A 12,855-nucleotide genomic window follows, 5' to 3' on the forward strand; every position below is an offset into this window, starting at 1 on the left:
CCTGTAACTAATCCTTTTTTGAACTAAATATATCTGATTCTTTTACAATATAGATAGGACGATTTTTAACCTCTAAGAAAATTTTACCTAAGTATTTACCAAGAATCCCGATACAGAAAAGTTGGATGCCACCCATCATTAAGACAATTGAGATAGTTGATGGCCAGCCAGCCGTTGGATCTCCGTAAATCAAGGCTCTAATAATAATAAAGATAATAGCGAAAAGAGAGCCAATGAATGATAGGAATCCAACGAAAGTCGCAATTGAAAGAGGTGCTTCTGAGAAAGCGATAATACCGTCTAAAGAGTATTTGAATAATCCCCAGAAATTCCAACTTGTTTTACCGGCAACGCGTTCTTGATTTGTATATTCTAAGTATTTTGTGTTAAAACCAACCCAACTAAAAATACCTTTTGAGAAACGATTGTATTCAGACATTGATAAGACAGCATCAACCATTTGACGTGTCATTAAGCGGTAGTCGCGGGCACCATTAACAATTTCAGTATCTGAAATACGGTTAATTAACTTGTAGAAAAGAGTGGCAAAAGCAGAACGAATAACGGGTTCACCTTCACGAGTTGTTCGGCGTGTGCCCACACAATCGTAATCATTTTCAGGATCTTCTAGAATAGCTAACATTTTAGGTAAGAAGCTGGTTGGATCTTGTAAATCAACGTCCATAACTGTGACATAGTCTCCGGTTGCTTTTTGAAGACCGCAATATAAAGCGGCCTCTTTACCGAAGTTACGAGAAAATGACGCATAATGAACCGTTTCTGGGTGCGATTTTTGTAGTTTACGCATTTCTTTAAGTGTATTATCAGATGAGCCATCGTTAATAAACCAGTATTCTAATGCCACGTTTGGTAAATTAACGGATTCTTTTTCAACCGCATCAAAAAAAAGTGGGATAGATTCTTGTTCGTTGTAACATGGAACGACAATTGAAAGAACTTTGTTTGTCATGAGTGGTGCCCCCTAGTAAATTTAATAAGTTTATTTTATGATTTTTTAAAGATGAATAACTTGCTGAAAACGTAGTTAATTAAAACAATGAATACCTGATCAAATAATTTAACGAGTGCTGCATCTAAGTGTAAGACAGAGACGCCAATTGTCATAATTAATTGATCGATTACTAAGGATAAAATTCTAAATCCAAAGAATGATAAAATTTCTCGCATGAAACCTGAAAAGTTAACATTTTTGGAGCCGAAAACCCAAAGCTTATTAGTTACAAATGCAAAAACGACGGAAACAAACCAAGCAATTACGTTCGCAAATTGATAATTCACGCCAAGATATGATTGGAAAATAACAAAAGTAATGATATTAATTAAGGTTGTTAACCCACCAAAAATTAAATATGAAATTAATGCGTAGTGCGCTTGAAATAGCTCATTAATTTTTTTCATCTATTAATCCTCGCTAATATTCGCTTTATCGAATAATTCCTTTGCAAATATCTCTAGGTTGGCGATGTCTTCTTCTTCGGGTTCCAGGTTAATCTTTAGATTAGCTGATCCTTTAGTTGCGCCAGCTTCTTCAAAAGCTGTACCAAAGTCATCAACGGCGGTAGCGAAGTACTCTGCGTAGAATGTATCACCAGATCCGGCAACACCGAATAATTTACCAGTTAAATCAAGTTCTTGTAAATCTTCATAGAAATCAAGGCCTTCATCAGGAAGAGAACCTTCATCATAAGTATAAGGAACTACGATACCAATATCGAAGTTATTTAAATCTGATGCATCTGATTGTGAGATTTCTTCCATCTCAACTGTTGCGCCTAAATTTTCGAGTGCTTCTGTAATAATATCGGCAACGTCTTCATTATTACCCGTAATTGTTGCAAAAATAACTTTAGCTGAAACCAAACTAAATTCCTTCTTCCATAATTAAATATTATTCAAAGTATATCAGATAAGAAATTGATTGTGAAAGGAATTAAGCATCTCGTAACAAATTTTCAACAATTGCGGTATAATAGTTTAGAAGAATTATTTAAATAGGAGGAAACAAATTAAATGATTACATTAAAATCAGAACGCGAAATTGAAGAAATGCGTGCTTCAGGTGCTATTATTGCCGGTATGCACAAGGGTTTACGCGATATTATCAAACCAGGTATCTCAAGCTGGGAAATTGAAACTTTCTCACGTAAATATATTGAAAGCCATGGCGGTATTGCGGAACAAATTGGGTTTGAAGGTTACAAATACGCAACTTGTGTCAGCATCAACGATGAAATCTGTCATGCCTTCCCCCGTAAAGGGTTAATTTTAAAAGATAACGACTTAGTTAAAGTCGATACTGTTGTTAGCTTGCATGGTGCGATGAGTGATTCTTGCTGGAGTTATGTCGTTGGTGAATCAACACCAGAGATTGATAAGTTAATGGCAGTGACGCATAAGGCTCTCTACCTAGGTATTGATCAAGCTGTTATTGGAAACCGTATTGGCGATATCGGTAATGCTATTCAAACCTATACTGAAGACCAAATGGGGTATGGGGATGTTCGTGAATTTGTTGGACATGGCATCGGCCCAACAATGCATGAAAGTCCTTCGGTTCCTCATTACGGTCAAGCTGGTAAAGGCTTACGTCTTAAAGAAGGAATGACAATTACGATTGAACCCATGATTAATGTTGGTGGCTGGGAATCAGAGAGTGATGATCCTAATGGCTGGACTGCAAGAACAGCCGACGGTAGTCTTTCATGTCAATATGAACATGTTATTGTCATCACAAAAGATGGTCCCAAAATTTTAACATCTCAAGATCCAGAGTTTGATGCGAAGTATTTATAAAATAATGGAAATGGGAGTCGCTTACTTAATTTAAGGCGATTCCCTTTTTTTGTGGTAATTTAGGCAATTCATGGTAAAATTATAGTGTTATTAATAAACTTAAAATAATATTTAAAAAATAAATTTGATTTAACAATGACGCTCGAAGTTAAGTTTATTAAAATAATGAGATTCTTTATTAAGCCATAAAGAACGAAATAAAAGGAGAAGTAAATAATGAAAGTTAGAAAAGCAATTATACCTGCAGCGGGATTGGGAACGAGATTCTTACCGGCAACAAAGGCAATGGCCAAGGAAATGTTACCAATCGTTGATAAGCCAACGATTCAATACATTGTTGAAGAAGCAAGAGCAGCCGGAATTGAAGATATTTTAATTGTTACCGGAAAAGGGAAACGACCAATCGAAGATCATTTTGATTCCGTTCCTGAATTAGAAGCTAACCTTGCGGCTAAAGGCAAAACGGAGTTATTAAAAATCGTTGAAGAAACAACAGACATTAACTTATTTTTCATTCGTCAATCACATCCTAGAGGTTTAGGTGATGCTGTTTTAATGGCTAAAGATTTTGTTGGTGATGAACCATTCGTTGTCATGTTGGGTGATGACATTATGCAAGACAAAGTGCCATTAACAAAACAATTAATGAATCGTTACGATGAAACGCACGCTTCAACACTTGCCGTAATGGAAGTCCCACATAAAGAAGTTTCAAAATATGGGGTCATTGCACCTAAAAGCGAAGTGTCAAAAGGATTATTCGATGTTGAAAAATTTGTTGAAAAACCAGCAGTTGACGATGCACCAAGTGATTTAGCAATCATTGGTCGTTACTTATTAACACCAGAAATATTTGGTATGTTGGAGACACAAAAACCCGGTGAAGGTAACGAAGTTCAATTAACTGACGCAATTGACCGCTTAAATAAAGTTCAACGTGTTTTTGCGCATGAATTTAAGGGCGATCGTTATGATGTCGGTAATAAATTTGGTTATTTAAAAACAAGTATCGACTTCGGATTAAAACATCCAGAAGTTAAAGATGAATTGAGAGAATATATCAAAGAATTATCTAAAAAATTATAATTAAATTAAAAGATTTGGTCGATATCGATGACCCAATCTACTAATTTAAGTTTTATCAACTATTATTGGTGGATGAATAAGAAAGTGTATAAAATACTTTGATTGGAAACCCGTAAAGTTAATAATGAAGAATTTTCAAGGCATTAATTACTAGTGGTTAAGCTTCATTCTAGTAACGGTGGAAGCTGATTTCTAAAAACTTGAACTTTAAAAGTTTCTGAAAAGTTAATTAAAAAATAACCATCAATATTGGATTTCCGTCCAATATTGATGGTTATTTTTTAATTAACTTTATTTTGATGACGATGATAAGATTGGATTATTGCCATTAAAATGAAAATAATCCAGCCAAGTATAGATATGATCCAACTTAACTTTTGAATGACGGTATTTTTGTAAGATATATTTATTTCTTTTGTATTTTTAGTTGATAAAATTTTTAATGTACCCCGAGAAGATATTTTAATTGGTAACGAATCTCCGTTTTGATTTGTCGCAACGTAGCCTTTGTAATATAAAATAGGTAAATCAATGGTTTTTGCACCATTAACGGATAATTTTCCATCGTAGTTTGTCATCTTGAATATTTTTTTCTGAATTTTAGAATCAATAAATACTTTATGATCAAGAATTGTTGAGTCCAGATGAGTCCCATCAGGGACGGCTTGAACGGCAGCATAATCAACGGTCCCTTTATAATTCAGGGCTTCGTTATAATTTTTTAATGAAATGGTGCCGTACCTATCCGCTTCTTCCGTTTTCATATTTTGAAGACCACTAACATGAAGAGCTATGATAAATACGAGTAGTAAGAAAATCCAAATTTTAGCATTTTTAAACTTAAGTTGGCATAATTCCCAACTTAAGAATACAGCTAAGAACAAGGTAGAAAATGAAAGCCATCTCCATGGGAACTGAATGAGTGAAAAAGGTGTTTCTTGCAGTAAATTCCATGGGAACAATTTAGTACTCATAATAAAAAATAAAATGCCTAAACCAAAAATAGGGCCGTAGATAGACATCTTTTTCTTATGACAAACAAAATAAAATAAAATAATTGGTAAAATAAGTAGTATAATTCCAATGTTGTAAGCGAATAAACCATTTTTACTATCAAACATTTGATTGTTTAGGCTGCTATTTATAAGGGTCGACATATCTAATGCTGTATCGTATAAAATTGGTTTGTATGCACCTAATATCTTTACATTAAGGAATGATTCCAACATTGGGAAAATAATACCGGCTGATAAAACAAGAGTTAGGCCAGCAGCATAAAATATTTGCTTAATTCGTAATGTGAATTCATTTTTTACTAAAAGCATAATGATAAACAACAAGACAGCCACAATTAAAAACATGAGAATACCAAGAATATGAGCATACGATAATAGAGCAATACCTATGGATGCCCAGTACCAATCCTTCTTATTTCCAAAAAATAAGCTATAGATACCGTAAACGGCTACTGGTAAAATCATCAATGTCAGAGACTCACCAAGTGCTCCACGAAAAAGAGAATCTACGACCCGATAACAAGAAAATGAGTAAATAATTGAAAATAAAATTGACTGCTTTTCAGATTTTGAAAATTTATACATAGAAAAATAAGCAATTAACATGGAAATAAATTGAAAAAAGGCAACCCCTAATAAGTATCCTTTAATTGGATTTTTTAATAAAATATCAAATATTGCAAATGGATATAAAAACACGAACGGATAAAATAGATTAGTTGCAACGCCGACATTTTTAAACGTTGATAGATTTACATAAGATAATATTTTTCCATGCTGCAGCGCATTTACTAACTCTGAAATTCGATTCAAGTGAAAAGTTGTATTCTGATTATAGAAACTTGTGACATAGTTACCTCGCATGTAAGGCAGCATGAATATAATAGTTAGTGCCCCAAATAATATAATCGTTGCCATTAATCTTCTACGCTTTGTCATTAATAATTTTGAAATCATAAATTCTCCCTTTAAAAAATTTGTGTGAATTTTTGAATAGATAAAGTTAACGATACTGTAACTGCCCAACAGTGCTATTTACGTTCCCTAGTCATAAAATTGAGGCCTGTATGTAGCACAACACAATTGACGGGTTCGTCTTAATAACTCATGACAAGATCTGTGTAGGGTAAGCGCCGGCAGACTTGATCATGAGTTTTTGAAGATGAATAATTTACTAAATACATAATTAATTAATACAATGAATACTTGATCGACTAATTTAACAAAAGCTGCATCCATGTGTAAGACAGAAACACCAAAAGTCATGATTAATTGATCAATAACAAGTGATAAAATTCGAAAGCCAAAAAATGAGAAGACTTCCCGTAATAACTCAGGAAATCCAGCCGTTTTTGACTCGAAAACCCAGAGTTTATTGGTTACAAATGCAAAAATAACAGAAATAAACCATGCAATCACATTTGCAAATTGATAATTGACTCCTAGAAAGGATTGAAAAATAACAAAGGTAACAATATTAATTAAAGTAGTTAAGCCTCCGAAAAATAAATATGAAATTAATGAATAATAAGTTCTAAATAATATTTTAATTTTTTCCATTAATTATCACCAACATCTGCTTTGTCAAATGATTCTACGCTGACATCGGCAATGTTTTCATGACTACCAGCAGTTGTTTTAAAAATAACCTTAGCTGAAACCAAATTAAATTCCTTCTTCCATTGTTTGAATAGTATTATAAAGTATATCAGATTAAAAAATGATTGTGAACGCATTTATATATCTCATAACAAATTATAAATAATTGCGGTATAATGATAATCGTATAATTATCTAACATGGGAGGCATAAATTAATTAATCATTACATTTAAATCAGGTTGTGAGATTGAAAAATGAGTGTCTCAGTTGTCGCTACGGTGGGATTCGTGAGGGGTTGATTGATATTATTAAACCTTATATTTTTCACGTAGATATATTGAAAAATCTAGTAAGTAGCTGAATAAATTGGACTTAAAGGCTGTGAATGCGCAACTTGCATCAGAAATAAATGACAAAATTTGTCATTTATTTCCACGTGGGGTTTAATTCTGAGAGATCATGAATTAGTGTTTTATATAGCGTGATGGGTGATTCTTGATTGTGACGTAACAACGGGAATTGATATATTAATGGAAGTTACGTAATAAAAATTGTTACATAAAAATCTGATAGTCCCAACGTATTAGCGTCATAAGATTTATAATTTGACGCAAGATATTTATAAAAACTAGCGTTACAACTTGATAATTACTAAGCAATATTAAGTGGTAATTAAATAAATAAACGGAGCTGTATAAAACAATGGAACGATTAATTATTGTAGTACCTGCATACAACGAAGAAGAATCACTACCTAAAACAATTAATGTATTAAGTGAATTAATGCAAGGCTTTATCAAGCAAAAAAGGATTTCCAATGAAAGTATAATTCTTTTCGTTAATGATGGTTCAAAAGATAAAACATGGGCCATTATCAATGAATATGATAAAAAAAATGAGCACGTATCTGGTATTAATTTTAGCCGTAATTTTGGTCATCAAAATGCTATTATTGGTGGTTTGACGGCGGCATATGATTATGGTGATATCTTTATCACCATTGATGCCGATCTTCAAGACGATGTGGAAGCAATGGGTAAAATGTTAGACGCTCGATTAGAAGGTTATGATATCGTTTATGGTGCTAGAAATGTACGTGAAACCGATACGAAGTTTAAGCGATGGACTGCTGAAACTTTTTATAGCTTAATGAAAAAGATTGGCGTTGAAATGGTACCAGATGCTGCGGATTATCGACTTACGTCTCGCCGTGTTGTTAAACATCTATTACAATTTAAAGAACGCAATTTGTTTCTAAGAGGGATTGTCCCTAAAATTGGATATCCTAGTACCGTTGTTTACTATGCGCGAAAAGAGCGTGAATTGGGGGAATCAAAATATCCGCTACGTAAAATGTTATCATTCGCGTGGGATGGCATCACTTCATTTTCTGTGGCCCCAATGCATCTGGTTTTAGGAATGGGTATTACAACAACACTTGTTTCACTTTTTATGGTTATTTATTCAGTTTGGCAGTATTTTTCAGGAAGAGTTATTCCGGGTTGGTCATCGTTAATGATCTCGATTTGGTTTATTGGTGGCGTTCAATTAATTGGTATCTCAGTAATTGGCGAATACGTTGGGAAAGTATTTAATGAAACTAAAGAACGCCCTAGATTTATTATTCAGGATAATTTAATGAGCACGGAGAAAAAAATCGATGAAAAAGAATAAAAATTTTTATTTGTCTTTTATTTTGCCAATATTAATACTTTTAATCACGTGTCTATTAGTAATAGGGTCTTCACCACTATTTCAAACTAATAGTTGGGTAGATAGTAATGCAATGTTAACAATGGGACGAGGAGTGCTACATGGATTAACCCCTTATAAAGACTTAATGGATCAACGTGGACCGTTACTGTATTTAATATTTGGTATGGGTGCGGCTATAAAAGAAACGAATTTCTTTGGTGTATTTCTCTTACAGGTAATAAATGTTTTAATTGTATATTGGGTATCTTTTAAAATTGTTAAAGATATGAAAACAACTAAAATAAAGGAACAGTGGCTTGCATTGCTCGGACCACTGTCATTGCTTGCAACCAGTACTTTTCAATTGAGCGGTTCGCCAGAAGAATTTGCATTTACGTCTGTTCTATATTTATTATTCGTTGTTAACCATTACCGACAGGACGTCATTGACGTACCGTTATATGTGTTCTATTTACTTGGACTGAATTTAAGTCTAATTTTTTGGAATAAATATTCCATGGTAGGTGTATTTGTTGCTTTCTTTATTTGGACATTTATTCTATTTATTTATAAAAAAAAGTTCTTCCCGTTAGTAAAGGTTATTCTTGCATCCGTTGCCGGTTTTTTGACGTTATCTATTTTGATAAGTATTTGGTTTGTTTGGAAAGGTGCTTTAGGGGATTTATTTCAGATATATTTTGTTCAAAATCTAACGTCGTACGGAAGTACGAATCAATCAATACTTATGAAAGTATGGAGTTTACTGTTTATTATTGGTAAGGAAATTAGTAATCATTACATTGTTGTCCTTATTATATTCTCTGGGTGGGTGAGAATGATTTTCCAGGCTAAAAAAGTTAGTTTAGAAGTGATACTATTTTTATTCTCATTGCTATTTGTAGCACTTCAACACACAGAGGCCGTATATTATAATTTAATTTGGATGCCGTTCTTTGGTGTTGCTTTAATTCGATTAGCGTCAGCTGCTATTGAAAATGTTAATCAAACTAATACCCATAGAAGCAAGTATCTGCCTATCTACATGATGCTTTCAATTTCATTAGTAATACTTCCATTTATAAATAATACAACTTTAGGTCAGCTGATTGTTAGGGGCGAGCGGGTATCATATGCTAACAAAACATTAGATGCTCAAGCCAGATTTACAACTATAATGCTCAAGAAAAATAAGAAGCCAACCTTGTTAATGATTAATTCTTTAGATCAGGGCTTTTATTTATCTACACAGACGTTACCTACGACAAAATTTTTTCATCGATTAAATATGACCTATGAACAATTACCGGTTATGTATGAATCATTCATTAATGATATGGATACCAAAAAGGTGGATTTTGTAATTGTTAAATTAAATACACAGCCTTTGAACGATGAAGTAGGGTTGAAAAAACAAATAGATGCGTCAATTGATGCACATCTACGTATGGCATTAGAAAATAATTACCAGGTGAAGGCAACAGCAAAAGATGCCGGTAATGAATCATTTGTTCTTCTGTACAAAAAATAATAGACACTTTACTCTTTACTAAAAAATTATAATTAAATTAAAAGATTGGGCCGATAACGATGACCCAATCTATTTTTTTGTCTAAATGTGATACAATTTATTCTATGGATACAAATCTCGGAGGAATCACATGAAGAATAGATGCTTACAATTTATTAAAACATTTCAAACTCAATTCATTAATGCCGATGTGAGTAATTCCTCGGTTATTATTGCGTATTATACGCTGTTATCAATTTTTCCAGCCATTATTTTTATCGGAAATTTATTACCATTGCTTCATTTAAGAGTAACTGTCATTCTGGAATATTTAAAACTTGTCATGCCATCAGCAATCTACAAAATATTGGCACCATTAATTGAATCTTTTCTGAATAATGGAAATGGTGGATTATTATCAATTGGGGCCGTTGTAACGCTATGGACGACAAGTAAAGGGATTAATGCCTTGAAGAAGGGGTTTAACCAAGCCTACGGCGTTGAAACTAAACAGAATGCTATTATTGGACGAGTCGCATCCTTAATATTGACGATTGCTTTAGTTGCTACTTTGGGTGCCATTATTTTATTCCTTGGATTTGGTCAAATGGTTGTTGAATTTTTAACGCCAATATTTCATCTTCCGGGAGCCATTTTAACGGTTATTACAACGGTTAAGTGGCCGGTTGCCTTAATTGGTATTTTTATTATTATTTTATTGTTATACCGAATTGTACCAAGCGTTAAGCTGAGGTTTAGGGCCGTTATACCGGGAACAGTTCTGACAACACTTGGATGGATTATGTTAACTCAGGTGTTTTCAATCTACGTCCGATACTTTGGGGGTTCATTCAGTAGTTATGGGGCCATTGGGACTGTTATGATTATGTTATTTTGGTTAAATTTTGGCGCGTGGATAATTATGCTAGGTGCCGTTCTTAATGCGTCAATTGCTATTATGCGACATGGAGAGGTTGAAGAACAGTCAAGTCGTTTGAATATCTTAGTTGACCAATATACTGGTAGATCAACTAAGAAAAAACGAAAAAATAAGAAAAAAAATAAATATCATAAAAAATAATAGGTCTGCCGTCCTCTATAGTAGTAAATAAATATTTTTGGGAGTTAATCTATTGGGAAATAAGTTTAGCTATTTTAAAAATCAAGGAATAGTCTTCAGTTTTATTTTTACCGTTAGTTTATTATTGGTACTACCTCAAATCCTTAATCATAGTTTAGTTTTGGGATCTGATTCCCTGTTCCATTTTAATCGTGTCTATGATACCTACATGCAATTTAAAACGGGTAATTTTAGTTATTTTCAAACTAATTACGGTTTTCAACAAGGAGGACGTATTGTAAATGCCTTATATGGACCTGGTTTCGCTTATCTTTTAGGCGTGTTGTTGTTAATTGTACATAGTTGGATTAAATTTCAGATTATTTCTAATTTCTTAATTTTTTTTATCAGTGGTTATTCGATGTATGTCTTGTCTAGAGAGATGACTTCAACTAAACGAATTTCTCTACTTATGGCTATTTTCTTCATGACCAGTTTATGGATTACGCGTTGGTCAACTGAACAGAACTTTATGGCTTGGGGTATTGCTTTAATGCCGTTAGTCGTTGTAATGGGATTAAAGATGGTAAAAAATAATGCCGAATATTTACGAATTATCCCCCTAGCATTAGTTGTTTCATTGATGATCCAAGTCCATTTGTTAAGTGCCTTAATGTCAATTGGCGTCTTAATAATATTTTTTATGGTGGGTTTTATACGAACGAGTAAAAAACGACAACTCGTGCTAAAGTGCATCTGGGCTAATTTACTATCATTGGTACTGACATTTAATGTCTGGGGCGCCATGCTAGATGTTATGACGAAAAACCAGTTATATCCACCATATGACAATCCTGACATGGTAGAATCAACCATGAATTTATCGACGGGAGATCCAACGTTAACTCAAATAGGCTTAGTCATGAGCATTATCTTTGTCTTACAAATTCTTTGGGTATTTATGAAAAGGGATCAATTGCCCTTAACTAATAAAGTCGTAACGATCCTTGGATTGTTATTTTTAATTTTAGCTTCCAATGTTATGCCGTGGACTGAAATAGCGACTGCCGTTCCGCAATTGCAACGCTTTTTACAATTTCCTCGTCGATTTGAAGGATTTGCTTCGGTGTTACTGTTGGCCGGTTTTGGTGCAACCTTATCAACTTTACCATTCAAGGATTCAAGGAAATATTGCGAATTTTTATTATTAGCTGGTAGTCTTTCTATCGGAGTACAAGCCTATTCAGAAATAAATAAAAGTAATCAAATTTGGAATAATCAGCAGCCGCTGGCATCTGCTGAGAATGTTAACGTTGTAAATGGCATGAGTAATAAGCAGATTACGCATGCCTTTACTAGTCCTAAGTTAGGAGCAGGATTGGACCTTGTCACGAAAGCGACACCTGACTACTTGCCTGACAATCGTGTGACAAGCAAAGATCCTTACATTGACTATAAAAGAGATATGATTATTAATAAATCTAAAGTCAATAAAACGGTAGATAAGCATGGCGATTTGACCATTCACTGGAATACGATAAAAAAAGGAGAGTCTAGCTCCCTGCCAGTTGTTATTTACAATGGGTCAACGCTTAAACTAAATGGAAAAAAGATTAATCCAAAGAAAATAAGGTTATCAACGATGGGTAGTCCGACCGTTGAATCTACTAACATAGGTATAAATACCTTAACGGTGGGGTATCAATCAAAAATAGTCACTAAATTGAGATTGTTGATTATTGTTTTAACTTGGGTTGCTAGTAGTTTGTGGGCCGTCTTCAGAATGATAGTGAGGGATAAAAATAAATTAGATTGATATGACTTCTATATGTATCAATAATAATGCGCGTTAAAGATGAACATGAATTTTGGTAAAAGATAATTTTGAAAAACGTATAATCTAATATTTACGTTTTTTTGTATTAAAAATGAAATATTAAGAAGTTAAATCTAACGTATAATTAAAAAAGTGGGCCGGTCAAGCTTTGAAAACGAAAACAAAAGTTAAATCAAAGGTTATTGGTTGACAACAAGATTAAACAATGATTAGACAATCCATTTTAAGTTTCATTTAAG

The 12,855-nt window shown here is 33.4% G+C and carries 11 protein-coding genes; 6 read left to right on the top strand and 5 right to left on the bottom strand.

Annotated features, from left to right (window positions below; genetic code table 11):
- Nucleotides 1-7: 7 nt before the first annotated feature.
- The 3 genes from N0K80_RS05305 to N0K80_RS05315 are packed head-to-tail and all read right to left on the bottom strand — an operon-like array spanning nucleotide 8 to nucleotide 1,881.
- Nucleotides 8-970 carry a glycosyltransferase family 2 protein gene (locus N0K80_RS05305; protein WP_146342491.1) on the bottom strand — a complete coding sequence of 321 codons (963 nt, stop codon included), beginning with the start codon at nucleotides 968-970 and terminating at the stop codon, nucleotides 8-10.
- A gap of 35 nt (nucleotides 971-1,005) precedes the next feature.
- On the bottom strand, nucleotides 1,006-1,419 hold the full coding sequence (locus N0K80_RS05310; protein ID WP_269024021.1) for a GtrA family protein: 414 nt from the start codon (nucleotides 1,417-1,419) through the stop codon (nucleotides 1,006-1,008).
- 3 nt (nucleotides 1,420-1,422) lie between these two features.
- On the bottom strand, nucleotides 1,423-1,881 hold the full coding sequence (locus N0K80_RS05315) for a flavodoxin (protein ID WP_269024022.1): 459 nt from the start codon (nucleotides 1,879-1,881) through the stop codon (nucleotides 1,423-1,425).
- A gap of 150 nt (nucleotides 1,882-2,031) precedes the next feature.
- On the opposite strand from N0K80_RS05315, the gene map reads away from it, so the two are divergent.
- Together map and galU are read left to right on the top strand one after the other, a co-directional pair.
- Nucleotides 2,032-2,814: a type I methionyl aminopeptidase gene (map, locus tag N0K80_RS05320; RefSeq protein WP_057974396.1), complete on the top strand. Its 783-nt coding sequence runs from the start codon at nucleotides 2,032-2,034 to the stop codon at nucleotides 2,812-2,814.
- A 216-nt stretch (nucleotides 2,815-3,030) separates the two neighbouring features.
- On the top strand, nucleotides 3,031-3,900 hold the full coding sequence (gene galU, locus N0K80_RS05325) for a UTP--glucose-1-phosphate uridylyltransferase GalU (RefSeq protein WP_112250505.1): 870 nt from the start codon (nucleotides 3,031-3,033) through the stop codon (nucleotides 3,898-3,900).
- Between the two features lie 281 nt (nucleotides 3,901-4,181).
- On the opposite strand, the gene N0K80_RS05330 is transcribed toward galU, so the two are convergent.
- Together N0K80_RS05330 and N0K80_RS05335 are read right to left on the bottom strand one after the other, a co-directional pair.
- Nucleotides 4,182-5,873, bottom strand: coding sequence for a glycosyltransferase family protein (locus tag N0K80_RS05330; RefSeq protein WP_269024023.1), 1,692 nt, complete (start codon nucleotides 5,871-5,873; stop codon nucleotides 4,182-4,184).
- Between the two features lie 189 nt (nucleotides 5,874-6,062).
- Nucleotides 6,063-6,476 carry a GtrA family protein gene (locus N0K80_RS05335; RefSeq protein ID WP_269024024.1) on the bottom strand — a complete coding sequence of 138 codons (414 nt, stop codon included), beginning with the start codon at nucleotides 6,474-6,476 and terminating at the stop codon, nucleotides 6,063-6,065.
- Between the two features lie 743 nt (nucleotides 6,477-7,219).
- Here N0K80_RS05335 and N0K80_RS05340 point away from each other — a divergent pair.
- From N0K80_RS05340 to N0K80_RS05355, 4 genes are all read left to right on the top strand, one after another.
- On the top strand, nucleotides 7,220-8,191 hold the full coding sequence (locus N0K80_RS05340; protein WP_269024025.1) for a glycosyltransferase family 2 protein: 972 nt from the start codon (nucleotides 7,220-7,222) through the stop codon (nucleotides 8,189-8,191).
- Nucleotides 8,192-8,303: 112 nt separating this feature from the next.
- The gene (locus N0K80_RS05345) at nucleotides 8,304-9,740 is read left to right on the top strand and encodes a teichoic acid glycosyl transferase (RefSeq protein WP_269026212.1); all 1,437 of its coding nucleotides are present in this window, start codon (nucleotides 8,304-8,306) and stop codon (nucleotides 9,738-9,740) included.
- A gap of 130 nt (nucleotides 9,741-9,870) precedes the next feature.
- Nucleotides 9,871-10,800, top strand: a complete 930-nt coding sequence (locus N0K80_RS05350; RefSeq protein ID WP_269024027.1) for a YihY/virulence factor BrkB family protein — start codon at nucleotides 9,871-9,873, stop codon at nucleotides 10,798-10,800.
- 52 nt (nucleotides 10,801-10,852) lie between these two features.
- On the top strand, nucleotides 10,853-12,595 hold the full coding sequence (locus tag N0K80_RS05355) for an MFS transporter (protein ID WP_269024028.1): 1,743 nt from the start codon (nucleotides 10,853-10,855) through the stop codon (nucleotides 12,593-12,595).
- Nucleotides 12,596-12,855 lie beyond the last annotated feature (260 nt).

It is taken from the genome of Dellaglioa carnosa, from assembly GCF_026948345.1.
Lineage (GTDB): Bacteria > Bacillota > Bacilli > Lactobacillales > Lactobacillaceae > Dellaglioa > Dellaglioa algida.